This window comes from Candidatus Methylomirabilota bacterium, assembly GCA_027293415.1.
Taxonomy (GTDB): Bacteria; Methylomirabilota; Methylomirabilia; order Methylomirabilales; family CSP1-5; genus CSP1-5.
In genome coordinates this window covers 1-17,127 of the sequence record JAPUFX010000024.1, presented here as the reverse complement: position 1 = coordinate 17,127, position 17,127 = coordinate 1, and the positions used below count along the sequence as shown (strand labels likewise).

22 protein-coding genes are annotated in these 17,127 nt (G+C 59.9%); 12 read left to right on the top strand and 10 right to left on the bottom strand.

Annotated features, from left to right (window positions below):
• Positions 1–233 precede the first annotated feature (233 nt).
• The 3 genes from O6929_01885 to O6929_01875 all read right to left on the bottom strand — a co-directional run bounded on the left by O6929_01885 (position 234) and on the right by O6929_01875 (position 2,866).
• A complete protein-coding gene (locus O6929_01885) occupies positions 234–1,043 on the bottom strand; it encodes a hypothetical protein (protein ID MCZ6479146.1) in 810 nt (269 codons plus the stop codon).
• Positions 1,044–1,246: 203 nt separating this feature from the next.
• Positions 1,247–1,951, bottom strand: coding sequence for a uracil-DNA glycosylase (locus O6929_01880; GenBank protein ID MCZ6479145.1), 705 nt, complete (start codon positions 1,949–1,951; stop codon positions 1,247–1,249).
• A gap of 96 nt (positions 1,952–2,047) precedes the next feature.
• Positions 2,048–2,866 (bottom strand): PP2C family protein-serine/threonine phosphatase, encoded by an 819-nt coding sequence (locus tag O6929_01875; GenBank protein ID MCZ6479144.1) that lies wholly within the window; start codon positions 2,864–2,866, stop codon positions 2,048–2,050.
• Between the two features lie 62 nt (positions 2,867–2,928).
• Between O6929_01875 and O6929_01870 the strand changes: the two genes are divergently transcribed.
• The 4 genes from O6929_01870 (at position 2,929) to O6929_01855 (ending at position 5,097) form a co-directional block, all read left to right on the top strand.
• Positions 2,929–3,549: an AtpZ/AtpI family protein gene (locus O6929_01870; protein ID MCZ6479143.1), complete on the top strand. Its 621-nt coding sequence runs from the start codon at positions 2,929–2,931 to the stop codon at positions 3,547–3,549.
• Between the two features lie 13 nt (positions 3,550–3,562).
• The gene (locus O6929_01865; GenBank protein ID MCZ6479142.1) at positions 3,563–4,231 is read left to right on the top strand and encodes a transcriptional regulator; all 669 of its coding nucleotides are present in this window, start codon (positions 3,563–3,565) and stop codon (positions 4,229–4,231) included.
• A gap of 204 nt (positions 4,232–4,435) precedes the next feature.
• A complete protein-coding gene (gene rpsU / locus O6929_01860; protein MCZ6479141.1) occupies positions 4,436–4,714 on the top strand; it encodes a 30S ribosomal protein S21 in 279 nt (92 codons plus the stop codon).
• A gap of 59 nt (positions 4,715–4,773) precedes the next feature.
• On the top strand, positions 4,774–5,097 hold the full coding sequence (locus O6929_01855; GenBank protein MCZ6479140.1) for an RNA-binding protein: 324 nt from the start codon (positions 4,774–4,776) through the stop codon (positions 5,095–5,097).
• 453 nt (positions 5,098–5,550) lie between these two features.
• On the opposite strand, the gene O6929_01850 is transcribed toward O6929_01855, so the two are convergent.
• From O6929_01850 to O6929_01820, 7 genes are all read right to left on the bottom strand, one after another.
• On the bottom strand, positions 5,551–5,838 hold the full coding sequence (locus O6929_01850) for an HU family DNA-binding protein (GenBank protein ID MCZ6479139.1): 288 nt from the start codon (positions 5,836–5,838) through the stop codon (positions 5,551–5,553).
• A 577-nt stretch (positions 5,839–6,415) separates the two neighbouring features.
• Positions 6,416–6,598 (bottom strand): hypothetical protein, encoded by a 183-nt coding sequence (locus tag O6929_01845; GenBank protein MCZ6479138.1) that lies wholly within the window; start codon positions 6,596–6,598, stop codon positions 6,416–6,418.
• 521 nt (positions 6,599–7,119) lie between these two features.
• Entirely contained in the window at positions 7,120–7,557 is a 438-nt protein-coding gene (locus O6929_01840) for a PAS domain S-box protein (GenBank protein ID MCZ6479137.1), read from the bottom strand.
• A 156-nt stretch (positions 7,558–7,713) separates the two neighbouring features.
• Positions 7,714–7,932 carry a hypothetical protein gene (locus O6929_01835; GenBank protein ID MCZ6479136.1) on the bottom strand — a complete coding sequence of 73 codons (219 nt, stop codon included), beginning with the start codon at positions 7,930–7,932 and terminating at the stop codon, positions 7,714–7,716.
• A gap of 136 nt (positions 7,933–8,068) precedes the next feature.
• Positions 8,069–8,575, bottom strand: coding sequence for a hypothetical protein (locus tag O6929_01830; protein ID MCZ6479135.1), 507 nt, complete (start codon positions 8,573–8,575; stop codon positions 8,069–8,071).
• Between the two features lie 99 nt (positions 8,576–8,674).
• Positions 8,675–9,394 carry a PIG-L family deacetylase gene (locus O6929_01825; protein ID MCZ6479134.1) on the bottom strand — a complete coding sequence of 240 codons (720 nt, stop codon included), beginning with the start codon at positions 9,392–9,394 and terminating at the stop codon, positions 8,675–8,677.
• A gap of 59 nt (positions 9,395–9,453) precedes the next feature.
• Entirely contained in the window at positions 9,454–10,374 is a 921-nt protein-coding gene (locus tag O6929_01820; protein MCZ6479133.1) for a S1C family serine protease, read from the bottom strand.
• A gap of 393 nt (positions 10,375–10,767) precedes the next feature.
• Between O6929_01820 and O6929_01815 the strand changes: the two genes are divergently transcribed.
• The 8 genes from O6929_01815 to O6929_01780 form a co-directional block, all read left to right on the top strand.
• Positions 10,768–11,457: a TIGR00730 family Rossman fold protein gene (locus O6929_01815; protein MCZ6479132.1), complete on the top strand. Its 690-nt coding sequence runs from the start codon at positions 10,768–10,770 to the stop codon at positions 11,455–11,457.
• Positions 11,458–11,706: 249 nt separating this feature from the next.
• Positions 11,707–12,132: an archease gene (locus tag O6929_01810; GenBank protein ID MCZ6479131.1), complete on the top strand. Its 426-nt coding sequence runs from the start codon at positions 11,707–11,709 to the stop codon at positions 12,130–12,132.
• A 12-nt stretch (positions 12,133–12,144) separates the two neighbouring features.
• Positions 12,145–13,590: an RtcB family protein gene (locus O6929_01805; protein ID MCZ6479130.1), complete on the top strand. Its 1,446-nt coding sequence runs from the start codon at positions 12,145–12,147 to the stop codon at positions 13,588–13,590.
• Positions 13,591–13,606: 16 nt separating this feature from the next.
• Positions 13,607–13,954, top strand: coding sequence for a hypothetical protein (locus tag O6929_01800; GenBank protein MCZ6479129.1), 348 nt, complete (start codon positions 13,607–13,609; stop codon positions 13,952–13,954).
• A 33-nt stretch (positions 13,955–13,987) separates the two neighbouring features.
• Complete coding sequence (locus tag O6929_01795) at positions 13,988–15,019, top strand: zinc-binding dehydrogenase (GenBank protein ID MCZ6479128.1); 1,032 nt, start codon at positions 13,988–13,990, stop codon at positions 15,017–15,019.
• A gap of 169 nt (positions 15,020–15,188) precedes the next feature.
• Positions 15,189–16,427 (top strand): GGDEF domain-containing protein, encoded by a 1,239-nt coding sequence (locus O6929_01790; GenBank protein MCZ6479127.1) that lies wholly within the window; start codon positions 15,189–15,191, stop codon positions 16,425–16,427.
• A gap of 103 nt (positions 16,428–16,530) precedes the next feature.
• On the top strand, positions 16,531–16,746 hold the full coding sequence (locus O6929_01785; GenBank protein MCZ6479126.1) for a UXX-star (seleno)protein family 1: 216 nt from the start codon (positions 16,531–16,533) through the stop codon (positions 16,744–16,746).
• A gap of 109 nt (positions 16,747–16,855) precedes the next feature.
• On the top strand, positions 16,856–17,127 hold a 272-nt coding region (locus O6929_01780), incomplete at its 3' end, for a hypothetical protein (protein MCZ6479125.1).

Below are 17,127 nucleotides of genomic sequence, written 5' to 3'. Positions count from 1 at the left end.
AATGGACCCCGCCAAGAGATACTAAGACGTCCTAATAGATACAATAATAAAAACAAACACTTACAAGATCGCGCGTCTAAGTGCACGATTTTATTCGACAGTCGCAAGTGCGCAAAAAGAAAGGACGCGCCCCGGAAGGGCGCGCCCCGAAGTGCAATCTGTGGTACACAAGGCACCAGGGTCAGAGGTAATCAAAAACCACCAGAACCGACACGCATCGTCCCTCCCGGTGATCAGCGGCCGGCGGGAACCATTGAACGTGAGGTCGAAGAGGTTGGCTGCTGTCCCTGGCGCCTCTCAAGTTCCGCCAGTCGTCTCCTGAGGACCGCGATACGCTCCTCTTGGTCCTTGAGAGTCTCGGTAAGCTGATGGACCTCGGCGGCACGTTCCGCTTGTAGCAGTGTGGCCTGCCTGAGTTCGTCCTTGCGCGCCTCGAGCTGGGCCTTGAGTCCCTTTTGCTCTTCGACCAATCGCTGAGCTGTCTCCTGCCACAGGCGGAGCGCTTCCTGATCCACCTGAATGGCTTTTTTCATCCTCAGGAGCTCTCTCTCCCGTTGCTGCAGCACTTCCCTCTGCTCTTGCAACACGCGCCCTCGCCGTTCGACTTCTCCCTGCCGTCGCTTCACATCGGTCTGTAGCGCCGTCACCTCGCTAAGGAGTTTTTCCCTTTCGGCCTGGAGGGCCTCCAAACTCACCTGCAATTTCTGGGAAGCGCTCTTGGCAGAGGCGAGTCGCGTCTTCAACTTATCTTTTTCCTCGCCAGCCTTGGCCACTTTCTTCCGCAGGCCCCGTACCTCAGCCCTGAGCTTTTCTTTGGTCCTGGTGAGCTTGGTAATGTCTCCTTCGGCCTGTCGGACTTCCTTTGCCGACTTGGCCTCGGTCAGCTTGTGGACCTCGCCCACCCCTTCGAGCTCCGCCGACAGCTGACCGGTTCTTTCCGTGAGAAGGGCAATCTGCTCGCTCGCCTGATAGTATCGATACCCGAGGATACCCACCACTGCGCAGGCCACGAGGAGCATTATCCACATACCCGAATCTCGCATCACTGCCTCCCGGCCGCATTTTACGCACTACGTCCTTCAAGGGCAAGTGCTTTCTCACCTCTCTGGCTTACGTCAAGAGCGCTTCCTGAGGCGCCAGCATGTCTCTGTCCCCTCAACCCGCTCGACGGGCCCTGGGACTCGAGCGAGGCGAGGACCGACCATGATTGTCATGTTCATGGAGAAAGCCTTCTGAAGATCGTGCCTCATCGCCCTTTCCGCGAGAGGAGGCGGCGGGCGTCCCGGAATATCGCGTGAAACATGGGCTGGGTCAAGCGGCGGGTCAGAGTGTTCTGTTGACTGGGATGGTAGGACGCGACAAGAATGAGCCCGTTCGCGAGGTGAAAGCGGGCCCCGTGGGCAAATTTGGGCCGCGGGCGCGGGAGGGTTCCCCCTCTCTCACGGTAGGCCTTCAGGAAGGTGTCAAAGGCGATCCGCCCGAGAGTGACCACCACCCGGATCATGGACAGGTGCGCAAGCTCCCGTAAGAGATACGGCCGGCAATTTCCGAGTTCTTGGCGCGTCGGGTGGTTTTGGGGAGGGGCGCAGCGAAGTGCCGCGGTCACATAACAGTCTGTGAGCTCCAGGCCGTCCCCCCGAGCGATGGAGGTCGACTGATTGGCGAAGCCGTGGATATAGAGGGCACGGGTGAGCCAGTCACCACTTCGATCACCCGTAAAGATCCGGCCCGTTCTATTTCCCCCATGGGCGGCCGGGGCCAGGCCAAGGATGAGCACTCTGGCCTCGGGATCCCCAAAACTCGGAATCGGTCGTCCCCAGTATTCCCAGTCCCGATAGCGGTGGACCTTCACGGCTGCCACCTGCTGCCGGTACCGAGTCAACCGGGGGCACCGAGTACACTGGATTACCTCGGTCTGGACTTGTGCCAGGGCTTGCCGATTCCCGGACATCGCTCGCATCTTCGACCAGGAGGGTGCGCTCCCGGCGCTGCGGGGCTATGGACGCTTCTCCTTGATTTCGGCGTCCGCGTTTCCTGCCGACGGATCCTACTCCGTCCCAAATTCGACCACCACGATAGTCAGGTTATCCGTTCCGCCCCTGCCGAGGACCTCATCCCGAAGGGATTCCCCCCCCTCCCGCGCCCCGGCGCTCTGCACGAGTGTTTGCGCAATCTCCCCCGCCCCGAGGACATCGAAGAGGCCATCACAGGCAACGACCAGATACCGATCTTCTGCACCGAGTCGCCGCTCTCCCACCGTCGGCTCAGCCATCACTCCGACTGGACGAAAGTACGCATCGCCGAAGCTGCGCGTCGGCATGAGCCCCCGGTGACCCCGGACGACATACCCACCCTCGATATCCCCTCCGGCCCCAATGATCCGCGACCGCTCCAGCGGATCCTCCACCCGATGCGGTTGGGTTAAGCGGATCGGCCCTCCAGCCACCAGAAGAATCCCGCCATCTCCCACGTGGGCGAAAGTCAGCTCATCGCTGTGCAGGAAGATCGTGACCGCGGTGGCCCCACTGTCGATCCCTTGAAGCTTCTGCTCCACCACGTGGTAGGCCTGCCGGAACGCCTGAGACGGCGAAAGCCCGGCGTCATGGGCCCGGAAGAAAGCCTCATGCAGCGAAGCCGCCACGATCTCGGCCGCTTCCACTCCCCCATGGCCATCGTAGATACCGCCGAAGAGCCCAATGGTGGGGCGGACCTCCAAGACATGCCGATCTTCCATGCTCCGCCGAAAGCCGATATCCGAGATCTGATGGATCCCTCGAATGCGCGCGATAGCCGGATCGGGTTGGTCTGACCTCTGTCCCTCTCGCACAATGTCAAGACCTCGACGAAGCCGCCTCACTTTGACCATACGCCAAGGGAAGTACCAAGGCAAGGCTTGGGTTTTTATCTATCCCGGGCTATAGTCAAAAAGTGGACACCCCACGAGCAGACAATCGGGAGCTGGTTGCACTCGCGTTTCGATCCCTGGAGGCGGGCTTTGCCAAGGGAGGGGACGCAGAGGCAACCTCAGCCCTCCAGGAGGCCTTCGCCCGGCGGATTAGCAGCTGTCTGATTGACCTCCCGTCGCCCGAAGAGATAAAGGAGCTTCCCGCGGCACTCCAACAGGAGGTCAGAGAGCGGCAGCGAGAGACCGCCCTGTTACGGGAGAAACGGGAGGCATCTCTTCAGATTGTCCCAAGGTACAGCCATCTGCTCCAAAGCTACCGCGCCTACGACGCCGCGATGGGTTCCCCAAGGCGTCTTGCGCGCTACCTCGGGATGTCGGCCACCACCGTTTTAGTCGGAGGGGGTCTGGGCTACCTGGTGGAGCGGGGGACAGGCCTCCCTTACGCGACGACGGTCGGGATCGGCTTGGGGGTCATCGCCTTTTTCTCCATGATGCTGCAGACACTGGGCACCAGCCGACAGATGACCCAGGTGGAGTCAGCCCACGCCGCCGCGGTGCACAAACTTCAAGAGGAGCTTTACGCCACCTTCGAGGCGGTCGATGCAACGCAACCGGCCGAGAGACACAAAGACCCGACGACGTGAAGGAGGCACCGTCATGGTGGACGCCGGTCACCTCGTGGAAGAGACACGGCAGGAACTTCAGGCAGTTGAGACGCGGATCCGCCGGCATCCCTATCTCGATGCGGTAGAGGCTGGTTCCCTTTCCCGCAATGAACTCCGCCGATTTGCCGGCCAGCAGCACCACATCATCGGGAGTGATCTGAGAGCAATGGCACTGTTGATCGCCAAAGCGGAAACCGCGAAGGCCCGGGAGTTCTTTTGGGAAGGCATCCAGGGAGAGTGGTCGGCTCTCGAGGCACTTCATGCCTTTGCCAGCGCCCTGGCCATGCCGGCCGAGGAACTGGAGGCATCCGAGCCGATCCCCGGGACTTTCGCCTACAGTGCCTATGTGGCCTGGCTGGCCCTCTTCGGCTCCTGCGCCGAGTTTGCCGCCGCCTTCCTGGTAAACCTGGAGGCGTGGGGAGGCAACTGCGCCCGGATGAGCCAGGCCCTCAGAACACGGTACCAGTTGAAGAACGGGGATGTCGCCTTCTTTGACCTCTTCAGCAGCCCGCCCCCAGGTTTCCAGGAGCGAGCCCTTCAGGTAATCCAGGAGGGGCTCGACCGAGGGGTCAAGCCCCAACACATCCGACGAGCGGCCCGCATGCTGCAGGGCTACGAACTGCTCTATTGGGATACACTCCATCAGGCCGTAACAGGCTAGCCCCGCGAGAATCGGAGGGGTAGAGCTGCGCAAAAGATCTATTGACAGCAAGCGGCCAGGGACCTATAGTTGGCTCGTCGACTCTCGATTCTCACGGTTTTGTCTGCTCACCTTGCCGATGCCGCGAGGAGTGAAGTCCCGCGGCTTTTTTGTTCCGACCATGGGCGATCGAGCGAGCAAATACGGGAGGCGAAGGGAGGAAGGATGGCAGAGTATCGGGGGCGTGATGACCACGGGAGGGAGGCGAGGGCGTACCCCTCGCATCGGCATCCCCTCGAGGTCATCGTGGACGAACGCGGGGTCGAATCGGCGCTCCGCGCCTTCAAGCGCCTCGTGCTCCGTGACGGGATCCTCCGGGAGTTGAAGCGGAAGAGGAACTATGAGAAGCCGGGGGAGCGCAAGCGCCGCAAGGTTCGCGAGGCTGCTCGTCGGCGTCGCCGACAACAGAGCCGCGCCCTCAGGCGTCAGAATGACCGACCGTAAGAGCGCGGTCTGGCCTAGCGCAGTACCGGGGATCGGTAACGGGAAAAGGAGAAAGAGGCATGGGATCGAGAGTGTACGTGGGCAATCTCCCCTTCACCGTGGATGAGGAACAGCTCCGCCTCCTCTTTGCGGAAGGAGGACGCGAGGTGCTGGAAGTCAAAATCGTCACCGATCGAGACACCGGACGCCCGCGCGGCTTTGCCTTTGTGGACATGGCCACCCAAGAAGAGGCACAGACGGTCATTAATTCCCTCAACGGTACCGAGGTCGGTGGGCGCACCCTCACGGTCAGCATGGCCCGTGAGCGGCAGCCCCGGGGAGGCGGGCCTGGCCGTGGCGGCTTTGGCGGGGGCCGTGGCGGCGGCGACCGGGATAGGTACTGATGGCTAGAAAAGCCCGGGCATACCGGGGGGCCAAGCGCCAGAAGGAAAAGACCCGACAGGCGCGACAGGACGAAAAGCGACGTCGGAGACAGGAGAGAAAGCAGGGTCCACAGGAAATAGCGGGACAGGAGCCCGGGGCCGGGGACATTTCACCCGAATCACCCGATCGACCTTCAGAGACATAGGCGCATCTGTTTCTTTACACCCGCCTGATTGTTCCGAGAGGCCACATCCTCTTCAACAGTGATATGGATCTCATCTCCCTCTAAGCGGAGGAAACTATCCCGCCGAGGGACGAGTGCCTGACCAGATCTCTAGCGGGGCCGAAGGTTGATACCCCAGGGACGCATACTTCAGGCCCCGCCAGCCCCACACTACGTGAGCTCCCTCAACCGTAAGTAACAATAATGAAACCCGCTTCCTCCCGGAGGGATCCCCCAGCCTTACGGAATGCTACTTCCGGCTGAGGATCGAATCCTTCAGGGCCTTCGCGATCCGGATTCGGACCACCCGCTTGGCGGGAATCTTGAGGGGTTCCCCAGTCTGAGGGTTTCGACCCATACGCGCCTTGCGGTTTACCAAGACCACCTTGCCAATCCCTGGAACGGTAAACCCATTCTTGGCCTCTTTGGCCGCCAGCGAAGCCAACTCATCGAGCAGCGCCGCAGAGGTCGCTTTGGTAATATCCGCCTTATCTGCAAGCCGTCCTACGATCTGTGCTTTCGTCATTGCCTTTGCCATCTTCCCCTCCTTTGCTTACAGGGTTTCCGCCGCCCCAGCTTCCCGCCGGTCAAACCTATATCGTGTCATGCCCCGCGAGTCAATAGGATCTTCACGGTCACATATTGCAGTAAAAGCGTCTAGCACATTTAGGAATCCAGGATACCGCACACGTGTGCAAACCGTACCGCAAGTCCGCAACCCCCACGCAACCAAGAGCGGCTGCTCGTTGTGTTGCCAAGGGGGAAATCCGCGATGAGACGTTGTGGGAAATGCGGTATATCCATAGCCTAGCGTCAGCGAACAAGTCAAGCAAAAAAAGCCATAAAATGTGGGTTTTTTGCAGGTTTTTTGCACCAAACTGTGGAAATGTCTGTGTACTGGGTGTGGATATGTCAATAACTCGTCAAGGCTGGTTGGTCCTGACAGGAAGAGGAGAAAAGGAGTGAGTTCCTAGATCAACTCCTCCATTACCTGATGTTCGGACGTAATCTCAGTGGTTGACCCATCCCCCAAAACACGACGGGCACCAAAATGACCTTGATGCCTGTGGGGCGCCTCTTGTTCAAGCCATTGGGGTCGCTTCTTGGAATTTCCCTTACTGTCCTCCTTTGATGGACTGCCGTGCGATGCGTTCCTGTTTACGGGCTGCTTCCTCAAATTCATCTTGGCGTCGGTTCCATCGGCCCCACCGTACAAACTTGCTCCACACAACTTGGCCTATGTCATCGCGGAGGACTTCGTACAGGATGCCTTCTGGTTTTTGGGTTGTCCGTATCATGGCTTACCCCTTTGGATCAGGTGGCAAGATCACAGTGGGAAATGGTGCACTGAAAATGGAAACGCCCCCCCCAGGCCGTGCTCCGCCTGGGAGGGCGTCCGAATGTGTGTTGCGCCTTCGATTGTGCCGGAAGTGGGCTAAGGACTATGCCTACCCCGGTTCCATCCCTGGTTCTCCTGATGCGGCCTAAGTATCCTCGACCTAGCGAGTTGTGTCAGGCAAGTCAGGAAATTTGAATCCTTCGGGTGATCTGACCGTTGCTCTCCCAGTAGGTATGTTTGTTGGCGATGCGGGGATCATCCATCGTCGGCTGGATATTTCCCGCCTTGTCGATGGCGCGGGACGTGATAGTGTGTCCGCCAGGCTTCGCGTCCTTCCAATCCCAATGCCAAAACTTCCAGGCAAACTCATGCTCTTGACCACGGTCGACTCCTCGAGGGGACGCCCGGCCAGTCACAGACCCGTCCGCGTGACTCCCATCGGCGCAGTCACAGCAGGAAGACGAAAGGTGTCCCTATCCCTTACCGCTCGACCTTTGTCTTTTCCAGGGCCTGCTCCAACTGCTTGATTCTATCGCGAAGTGCCTTCTGAGTATTAAACGTCTCGGTATCATCTCGCACAATCGCAAAGATCCCGTCCACGTGCCCGTCTTTCCCGGTCAACAACCCGACGGTGAAGGCAATGGAGAAGCGGCTGCCGTCCTTTCGCACGGCAGGAACCCGAAGGACCTGATCACCGTAGTCGGTCCGGCCGGTCCGCATGACTTCGCGATAACCGGCCCAGTGTTGCTCTCGGTACTTCTCAGGGATAATAAGATCTAATGATTGCCCAAGGGTTTCCGTTTCTGCAAACCCGAACAACTTTTCGGCGCCGGGGTTCCAAAGCTCGATGGTCCCGTCGGCCCTCGCCAACACGATGGCATCCGCTGCCGCACCGACGATCCTCTCATAGATCGACATGCCCTATCTCCTCTCTTTGGATAGTCCTGCCGGTTCCCCCGCCGAGGGAAGACCGTGGACCGCCTCCCTCTGCTAGCCCTGAGCAACGCGCCGCAAACGCGGGGCGCAGTCGAAGCCCTGAGGGCAGATTATTCACTTCTATGTGAATAATCCGGGCTACAACGCGGCGGGGGTCAGGTTCACCAGGTGATGGTAGTGTATAGTGAGCCGCGTGCCCGGCTCAGATCCATCGGGCTCGACATGGATGACCAGGCCATCCGCCGCCTCGCTCGTTCCCACCAGACTCCCTGTGACCGTGGGTCCCCCGAGGGCTCCGGCTGCCAGTGTGAGGGTAACCCGTTTCCCTACGTGCCGCTTGATCTCTTCTGGCTTCATCCTGCTCCTCCTTCCCTATTGTCAGGCAGCTACCTGTCTCCACAATTTCCCCGCACTTCTCCCCAGCCTTTCACTCGAGAGCGCCCCGACCCGCTGACGGGATGGTCTCAATCCCCCGTTGAGGGGTCAGAGGGTATCAGGGGTCGGCATCCTCACCCGGCTCGGGCTCCTTTCCGAGAAGATAAAGCGTCCGCGGGAATGCCTCTCCCGAGCGCGTGGTGATCTCACCGATGACATCGAGATATTCCGCCTGGGAGATTCCACCCCGCATCGTGCCAAGGGGGAAAACCCCGACCGTTTCGCAGCCGCGCTGGAACAGCGCGCTGAGGGCGCCTTGAAGGGTGGCGAGGACGACCTCTCTGCGACAACTCATCTCGGCCTCGAAGTCGTACACGATCACGCGTGCGACATATCTGACTCCTCGCGCTGTCCCATCGGCAATCATCACCGAACCCAGTGGGTGCTTTTCCGTTCGCGCGGCACGCTCTAAGGCAACCCAGAGATCGAGTGGCGTGGCGTCCGGGTCCAGATCCTCGGTCACCGCTTGCAGGAGAAGGTAGGTGTCCTCCGGAAGGATGAGGGCATCCAGTGGAGGCGGCTCGCTCGAAGACCATGGGATTATTTCCGTTACTCTCCGATTCACAGGTCACGGTTCACAGTTCACAGCTCGAAGATCGATTACCGTAAACCCGACCATCATTCTTTCTTGGTCGTCGGTCATCGGACATCGGTCATCGATTCTTTACTCCTCTCCTTGACCCGGCCTTTGGAAGAAGGGGAAAGGATCGTCGATTTGAAAAACCTCCTGGGAATAGAAGGCCTGCCCGTACGTGCAGCCGATGAGGAGACCGAAGTAGCGGGCGAGGGTCTGCAGACGGCCCGGGATGGTCCGATAGCCCGGCCGGCCAAACTGGGAGCCATGCGCCTTGATGGCCTCAACGGCCCTGGGAAGCTCCTCGTCCACAGCCACAATGAAGGAGGGACGCTCGAAGGGGGTCAAGAAATAATACAGGACCTTTTGAACCGCATGAGGCCGCCCGCCTGCTGGAAATTTTTCCAGGTGGGCAAAGTTGGCAGCATGGGTGACCAGGTGACCAGCCGCGATGTGGTCGGCATGCCCCCGGCCGCGGCCCGGCTCCACAGCGTAGTGAGGTGCAAGGACGATCTTGGGCCGGTACTTGCGGATAAGGAAGGCGACCTGTTTTCGGTTTTTAAAATTATCCTCGAGACGGGTATCCCCCAGATCTAGCATTTCAAACGCGTCCACCTCAAGAAGCTTGGCCGCCTCCTCCGCTTCCCGCTTTCGGAGCTTGCGGGTCCCGGCCCCCATATCGCCCTCGGTGAGACTCACCATTCCAGTCCGATACCCTCTCGATTTCATCTTCAGGAGGAAAGCCCCGGTCCCGATCTCGGCATCATCCGGATGCGCCCCAAAGGATAAAAAGTCTACCGCGAGCCCCATCGTCCTTCCTCACTAAGCTACTCAGCCATCAGCCGTCGACAAAAAGCGACTTTCCCGCCCTACTTATAAAAATCCTCCCGGCTTCCGCTCACGACCTCCACCTCGATCACCCGTGCTTCACGGAGGACCCTTAAGACGACCTTCTCATCAGCCCGCTTCTTCCACAGTTCTTCATACAGGTCGCGTCGCGTCTCCACGGTGCAAAAATTCACGGCGAGGACGACGTCCCCCTCTCTGATCCCCGCTGCTTCTGCCGGCCCCCTCGGAACCAAACCCGCCACCATGACCCCTTGCTCCGCCGGTTGGAAGTACGCCCCGACCCATGCCCGTTCCGGTCGGCTCACGACCCGACCGAACTCGAGCAATTCCGTCCGGTTAAGCTGGTAGAGTTCTACCGGGATTGCCACCGTCGTGCGGCCCACCTCGGGCAGGTTCAATGAGGCGATCCCGACCACCCGCCCGGCCAGGTCAAAAACAGGGGCACCTCCGAATCCAGGGTTCTGGATCGACAGCCCGATGACTTTCGTCAACATGTATTCCCAATGCGTGTCGAATTCCCCGATATAGGTGATGAATCCCTCGGCCACCCGCCACTCTGCCGTCCCGGTGGCTGCAAGGAGAAAGACGGGCTGCCCGAGCAGGATGTCCATGGAGGAGCCGAGACGAACCGCGGAGAGCTCCTGAGGTGGAATCTTCAGGACGGCCAGGCCGCTGGTAAAGTCTTGCGCCACCAGACGACCCTGAAACTGCCGACCATCCGAGAGGCCTATCCCGAGTTTGTCGGCGCCCAGGACCACGTAATTGACCGTCAGGAGAAATCCTCCGGTGTCGACAATGACGCCGGTCCCTATCCGTTGCTCACCCAGGACCACGGTCGAAGGATGGTCCGGCCGGACGGTCACCTGGATACTCACAACAGCGGGCAGAACCCGACCGATCAATTCGGGGGGCGCATCCATGATAGCGCTCCGCAGTGCCACAAGATCAGGCGTTCATCTTAGCAACTTCCCCACAGGGATGCCAAAGGAAAAGCCTGTTCGGAGAGCTTCAGGAGAACGCCGTTCCGGCGGCCACGCTGAAACAGCTCATTGGAGAAGCACAGGACCCGCAGCCAGATACAAGAGGGCGAGGGTAACATCCTTCCAGGACGGCGCACAACCCCCGCACATTGGCCTGATTCATGCAAAAGTGGAAATTGCCTCAGGCCGCGCATTGTGGCTCCCCTCCCATTCCCTCGTCAAGGGCCCGATGCGTCGAGTCATGGGCATGGCAGAGCTCAGCTCCGTGGGTCTAACCACTTGGGGCTCCGTATCCAAACACCGAGCACCTGTCACTCGTCTGTGATATAATACACAGTCTCTGACGGAGGAGAGATGGATACAACAGGCTCCCCAACCAACCAGGTTGTCGTCAATAATCAGCTGCCTTCGGCCGATACGGACCGGATCTATCGGATCATTAGCGAATTCGCCGAGGGATTCGAGGTGCTGTCTCGCATGCCCCCGGGGGTCGCGATCTTCGGGTCATCGCGGGCCACGCCGCACGATCGATACTACGGTGTCGCCGAGGATATCGGCCGCCTCCTCGTCCAGAACGGATTCGCCATTCTGACCGGCGCGGGACCAGGTATCATGGAGGCTGCAAACAAGGGGGCGCGGGCGGCAGGAGGTCCCTCCATTGGATTGAACATCCAGCTTCCCGTAGAGCAGCCGATCAATTCCTATATCACTACCCTGCTGAACTTCCGCTACTTCTTTGTCCGAAAGGTGATGTTCGTCCGATACTCTGTGGCCTTCGTAATCATCCCAGGGGGATTTGGGACGTTAGACGAGCTATTCGAATCGGTCACCTTGATTCAGACTCAAAAGATCCGCTCCTTCCCGGTAGTCCTCGTCGGGCGGGAGTACTGGCAGGGCCTCCTCGATTGGCTTCACGGGACCGCGGTGGAGCGGGGAAGGATCACATCTGAGGAGATGGCCATCTTCACGGTGGCCGATACGCCAGAGGAGGTCCTGACCGCGATCCAGGGCGCGAGGGTGACCGACCGCCAACCGATACCGTAGCCAATTCCTCCTCAGGACCGTCCCTCACTCCATTTATCCGTCGCTCCCAATACGCCCGGGCCGTTCAGTAGGTTCGCACGAGTAACCGGGGGCTCGACCCGCAAGGGCAAGGCCTGGAAAGAGAAACGAACCACCCAGCAACGACGTGAAATCGCGTCCGAAAATGGCTTTGACATTTTCCTTGCCCCTGCGTATTGTTATAAATGAAGGCGGCGGTGCCAGAGCCCTCGGACCAGGGTAATGGTTGCTATGTCCTATCGATACCTCGAAGAAGTCGCCATTGCCGACGTGGCCTTCGAAGCAGAGGGACGGACGCTTTCCGAGGTCTTCGAGGCATCGGCCTTAGCCGTTACGGAGACCATGGTAGATTTGGACGGTCTTTCGCCCGTCCAATCATGCCAGATCTCGCTGACCGCCGAGGATCTAGAGACTCTTCTCTTCCGCTGGCTTGCAGAACTCATCTATCTCAAAGATTCGGCATGTCTCCTCTTCGGGCGATTCGAGATTTCCATCCGGGAGGCGACGGAGTGGGAGCTTGAGGCGACAGTGTGGGGGAATCTGATCGATTACGAGAAGATGTCGCTCAGATTGGATGTCAAGGCGGTCACGTACCACCTATTCGCCTTGGAGCAGACCCCTCAAGGATGGAGGGCGCGGATCGTCCTGGATATATAGGAGGGTAGGGTCATGGACTTCAAAAAGATTGCTGATGGTATCTGGGAGGCTCCTCCCACCGCCAAGAAGGGTATGCTTGTTCCGGCCCGGATTTACGCCACGGATGAACTCTTTAAAGAGATGGATCAGGGGGTCTTCGAGCAGGTGACCAACGTGGCCTGCCTGCCCGGGATCCAGAAGTACGCCCTCTGTATGCCTGACGGACACTGGGGTTATGGATTCCCCATTGGGGGCGTGGCCGCCATGGATCCAGCAACGGGGGTCATCTCGCCGGGCGGAATCGGCTTTGACATCAATTGTGGGATGCGTTTCCTCCGGACCAACCTCACCGAGGCCGAGGTCAAGCCGAAGCTCCGGGAGCTGATAGACCGACTGTTCTATGCGATCCCCTGCGGCGTGGGCACAAAGGGACCCCTGAGGCTGAAGGAAGATGAATTTCGAGAGGTGATGGTTCAAGGTGCCCGGGGCGTTATCCGGCGCGGGTACGGCTGGCCGGAGGATGCTGAACGGATCGAGAACTCCGGCTGCATCCCCGGAGCCGATCCCGCCAAAGTCAGCGCCAAGGCCACCAGCCGGGGGATCAACCAGCTCGGGACGTTAGGGTCTGGCAACCATTACATGGAGATTCAGGTGATCTATCCCGGCAATATCTACGATCTGGATGTCGCCAGGACACTCGGAGTTGACCGCGAGTTTCAGGTCGTGGTGATGTTCCATTCCGGCTCCCGGGGCTTTGGTCACCAGGTCGGGACGGACTACCTGGAGATTTTCGGGCGGGCCATGAAGCGGTACGGCATTACCACTCTGGATCGAGAGCTTGCCTGTGCGCCTTTTTCCTCTCCCGAGGGTCAGGACTATTTCAAGGCAATGAACTGTGCGGCCAACTCCGCCTTTGCCAATCGCCAGGTAATAACCCACCGCATCCGAGAGGTCTTTAGCGACATCTTTAAACGGGATGCCCGAGATCTGGGCCTCGACGTGATTTACGACGTCTGCCACAACATCGCCAAGATCGAGCGATACCGGGTGGATGGCCAAGAGAAGGAGCTGCTCATCCACCGGAAGGGTGCGACGCGTTCCTTCCCGCCGGGGCATCCAGAGCTGGCGGAGCGGTACCGAGCCATCGGCCAACCGGTGATTATCGGTGGATCCATGGAGACCGGCTCTTACCTGCTCATCGGAACGGACAAAGCCATGGAGGACAGCTTTGGTTCCACCGCCCACGGTTCCGGCCGGACGATGTCTCGCACCGCCGCCAGGAAGAAGGTCCATGGCCGAGACCTGCTGCGACGGATGGAACAGAAGGGAATCTACGTCAGGGCCGCCTCCCTTTCGGGAGTCGCCGAGGAGGCGGGAATGGCCTACAAGGACATCTCGGCCGTAGTGGATGCGGTGGAAAAGCTGGGGCTCTCGAAGAAAGTGGTGCGGCTGCAGCCGATCGGCAATATCAAGGGGTAACGGCACCGAGGCAGCTATGGAGAGCAAAGAGCTATTGTACACTTCGTACCGGGTGCTTGAACTGAAGAGCCTGCTCCCCGAAGGGCTCTCCGGGGCAGAGCTTCGGAAAGTAGAGGAGTTTGTCGAGAAGCGGGACGATATGGGGTTGATGGCCTTTCTGGAACAGATGAACCTGTCCGGGCAGAGCCGGGAGCGGCTCCAGATCATCAAAGAGGCGCGGCCCATCGCCCAGACCATCGTCGCCCTCTGGCGGGAAATGCCCCTCCGCCATGAGGAGATCGAAGCACAGTACAAGCAGCTTCAGCACCTCAAGGTCCAATATAACCGGATCGCCCCCCGGCGGGCAGGTGTTGAGTCCTTTTAACTGCCCTCCTGATCCCTTCACAGAAAGCTCACGATGCAGGCAGTTCGCTTTCACACGCATGGGGGATGCGAGGTTCTGAAGCTGGAGGAGATCCCCGACCCCCAGATTGCCCCGAACGAGGTCCTGGTGCGAATTAAGGCGTGCGCCCTGAACCACCTGGACCTCTGGCTCCGCAAGGGGCTCCCCGACGTCAAGGTACCTCTTCCCCACATCCCTGGCTGCGACATCAGCGGCGAGGTGGCCGCGGTTGGTGAACTCTGCACCCGCGTCCAAGTGGGGGATCCTGTGGTGATCTCTCCTGGGAGGAGCTGCGGACAGTGCCTCCGCTGCTTGGAGGGCAGAGATAATCTCTGCGCGAGCTACCAAATTATCGGTGGCTATGGGCTCTCCGGCGGATATGCCGAACTGATCAGCGTGCCCGAGGTTAATATTCTCGGTCTTCCAAGAGATCTCGACTTTGTCCAAGCCGCCGCTCTCCCGATCACCTTCCTCACCGCCTGGAATATGCTAGTCACCTTAGGGAACGTTCAACACGGACAGACCGTGTTGGTTATGGGTGCCGGAAGTGGTGTGGGTGTTGCCGCCATCCAGATCGCAAAGCTGTTCGGGGCATCCGTCATTGCGGCCGCCGGCACCGATGAGAAGCTGGCCAAGGCACGGTCCCTCGGCGGAGACCACGCCATTAACTACCAAAACCAGGCGGTGGCTCAGGAGGTTCAGCAGCTCACCGCGCACCGGGGGGTCGACATCATCTTCGAGCACGTCGGGGGCGAAACCTGGAAAGAACTGATTCCAATCCTGGCCCCGGGAGGAACTCTGGTCACCTGCGGAGCCACGAGCGGACCCATAGCCGAGACCGACATCCGGTATCTCTTTATGCGGCAGCTCCGGATTCAGGGAGCGCACATGGGGAGCAAGGCCGACCTCATGACCATCCTCCCCCTGGTCGAAGCGGGAAAACTGAAGCCGGTGGTCGACCAAGTTCTCCCCTTGTCTGAGGCCGCCCAAGCCCACCGCCTCCTGGAGGACCGACGGCAGTTTGGCAAGGTCGTTCTCACGATCTAGCCGCGCGCCGCAGGTCCCACCCGCGGCCAATCTTTCCCCCCTCTTCACCCACGCTCCTCCATAGAGGCATCACCTACAACGGGAAACCCAAAGAGATCCACGGACCGTCCTGCCGCGACCGAATCTGGTACGACTATTGCTCAAGGGCAATCCAGATCGGGAGTCGTCTGTGGGAAAGATACTGTTTTCATTGATTGTTCCTGGTGGCCTCCTTTTGGGCGCCACTGTGGCGTTCTTGAATTGGATGGCACCTCCGGGCTTGCTCTCGACGCTTGTCCGCGTCTATCCGTACGCCGTGTACGGGGCCGGGATCCTCCTCGGATGGCGGTTCCGTCGAAGCCGGCTGGTGACCGCCATCCTTCTCCTCGCGCTCGTCGATTGGGGACTACTGCATTTTGCGGCGGCGAACCCCGCGACCGCCGCCACTGGCCGCATCGTTTTCAACGCCGCAGGTGTGTTGTTACCCCTGAACCTTGCTATCCTGTCCCTCATGAGCGAACAGGGCATTTTTACCCCGAGCGGGCTCTGGCGGCTCGGGATACTTTTCGCCCAATTGCCCTTCGTCGCCATCATTTGCGAACCCGCACAGGCAAGCGTGGCCGCGCTCCTCGAATACCCGTTCGTCGATGCCGGTGTTATCTCGGGGATGCGCGTCACCCAGCCGGTTCTGTTGGCGTTCGCCGCCGCATTCCTCGTGGTGGCAACCCGCTTCACTCGCCGCCCCCACAGCAATGAGAGTGCCTTTCTCTGGGCGTTGACGGCGGCGTTTCTCGGGCTCAACACCTCCAACATCGGATCCGTGTCAACGATCTATTTCGCTACTGCGGGACTGATCCTCGTCATCTCCGTGGTCGAAACCTCCTACTCCATGGCCTATCGGGATGAACTCACGGGACTTCCGGCCCGACGAGCCCTCAACGAAGCCCTTCTCAGGCTCGGACCTCGGTATACAGTGGCGATGCTCGACGTCGACCGCTTCAAGAAGTTCAATGATCAATACGGCCATGACGCGGGCGACCAGCTGCTTCGCATGGTTGCCTCGAAGCTGGCCAAGGTATCGGGCGGCGGAAAAGCCTTTCGGTACGGCGGAGAGGAATTCGCGATGATCTTCCCCGGCAAATCGGTGCAGAATGCCATACCCCATCTTCAGGAACTCCGAAAGGTAGTCGAGACGACCGGCTTCACTTCGCGCAATTCCGACAGGCCTCGGAAGAAACCAAAAGAGCTGAGACCGAACAATCCGGCCCGAAAAGCGGTTTCCGTCACCATCAGCATCGGCGTGGCCGAACGGACCGAACAGCATGCACATCCGGATGCGGTGATAGAGGCAGCGGACCAGGCCCTCTACAGCGCCAAGAAAGCCGGGCGGAACAAGCTTCGCACGTATCCTCAGGGCTCCGCGAGATAATGGGGGCAGAGGCGGGAGGAATCCGCGCGGTCATTCGCTGTTGCAGCGAAGGCCAATTGATGTATGATCAAAAAACCGACAACTCATCACGGGAGGTTATGCAATGACGACCGAAGTCCTGATCTACGGGAAGGACGGCTGACCCTTCACCACGGCGGCCCGGGAGGATTACGCCACACGGAATGTTCCCGTTCGCTATATCGATGTGAAAAAGGACAAGAAAACCCTCGACGAAATGCTCAAGGTCTCCAAGGGAGTGCGGGAGGTCCCGGTCATCGTCGAGGATGGCCGGGTGACCATCGGCTTCGATGGCACGTGAGAGGTGTGAGGCCAGGGTCCTGGCCATCACTTCCAGGCCGTCCATCCCTCGTGGGGTGCGACGGCCTTTCCTTCGCCACCCGAAGCCCTGTGGCGCCAGCCTTCAAACCGTGATGGACCTTAATCAGATCGACGGATATCTTTTTCAAGGCTCGTCCCCCCTCGGTCCGCGCGATACCGACCGGCTCCTGTCCTTAGGGGTCAGGGCAGCGGTGGACATGCGGGCCGAGACCCAGCCCCCTCTTCTCCTGGATAGCACCCTCTGGCTCCCCACGACAGACGGAGAAGCCGCCACGGTAGAGCCGCTCACCACGGGCATCCGCTTCATTGACCATTGCCTGAGCCTCGGATGGGGCGTGTACGTTTACTGTCAGGGAGGGAT

What these genes read in the sequence shown, in the direction of transcription:
- O6929_01825 (MCZ6479134.1), bottom strand. Translation starts at nt 9,394, where the DNA reads ATGGGGCTCGCGGTAGACTTTTTATCCTTTGGGGCGCATCCGGATGAT.
- O6929_01885 (MCZ6479146.1), bottom strand. Translation starts at nt 1,043, where the DNA reads ATGCGAGATTCGGGTATGTGGATAATGCTCCTCGTGGCCTGCGCAGTG.
- O6929_01810 (MCZ6479131.1), top strand. Translation starts at nt 11,707, where the DNA reads ATGTCCTATCGATACCTCGAAGAAGTCGCCATTGCCGACGTGGCCTTC.
- O6929_01800 (MCZ6479129.1), top strand. Translation starts at nt 13,607, where the DNA reads ATGGAGAGCAAAGAGCTATTGTACACTTCGTACCGGGTGCTTGAACTG.
- O6929_01840 (MCZ6479137.1), bottom strand. Translation starts at nt 7,557, where the DNA reads ATGTCGATCTATGAGAGGATCGTCGGTGCGGCAGCGGATGCCATCGTG.
- O6929_01835 (MCZ6479136.1), bottom strand. Translation starts at nt 7,932, where the DNA reads ATGAAGCCAGAAGAGATCAAGCGGCACGTAGGGAAACGGGTTACCCTC.
- O6929_01855 (MCZ6479140.1), top strand. Translation starts at nt 4,774, where the DNA reads ATGGGATCGAGAGTGTACGTGGGCAATCTCCCCTTCACCGTGGATGAG.
- O6929_01865 (MCZ6479142.1), top strand. Translation starts at nt 3,563, where the DNA reads ATGGTGGACGCCGGTCACCTCGTGGAAGAGACACGGCAGGAACTTCAG.
- O6929_01815 (MCZ6479132.1), top strand. Translation starts at nt 10,768, where the DNA reads ATGGATACAACAGGCTCCCCAACCAACCAGGTTGTCGTCAATAATCAG.
- O6929_01875 (MCZ6479144.1), bottom strand. Translation starts at nt 2,866, where the DNA reads ATGGTCAAAGTGAGGCGGCTTCGTCGAGGTCTTGACATTGTGCGAGAG.
- O6929_01850 (MCZ6479139.1), bottom strand. Translation starts at nt 5,838, where the DNA reads ATGGCAAAGGCAATGACGAAAGCACAGATCGTAGGACGGCTTGCAGAT.
- rpsU (MCZ6479141.1), top strand. Translation starts at nt 4,436, where the DNA reads ATGGCAGAGTATCGGGGGCGTGATGACCACGGGAGGGAGGCGAGGGCG.
- O6929_01805 (MCZ6479130.1), top strand. Translation starts at nt 12,145, where the DNA reads ATGGACTTCAAAAAGATTGCTGATGGTATCTGGGAGGCTCCTCCCACC.
- O6929_01845 (MCZ6479138.1), bottom strand. Translation starts at nt 6,598, where the DNA reads ATGATACGGACAACCCAAAAACCAGAAGGCATCCTGTACGAAGTCCTC.
- O6929_01880 (MCZ6479145.1), bottom strand. Translation starts at nt 1,951, where the DNA reads ATGTCCGGGAATCGGCAAGCCCTGGCACAAGTCCAGACCGAGGTAATC.
- O6929_01795 (MCZ6479128.1), top strand. Translation starts at nt 13,988, where the DNA reads ATGCAGGCAGTTCGCTTTCACACGCATGGGGGATGCGAGGTTCTGAAG.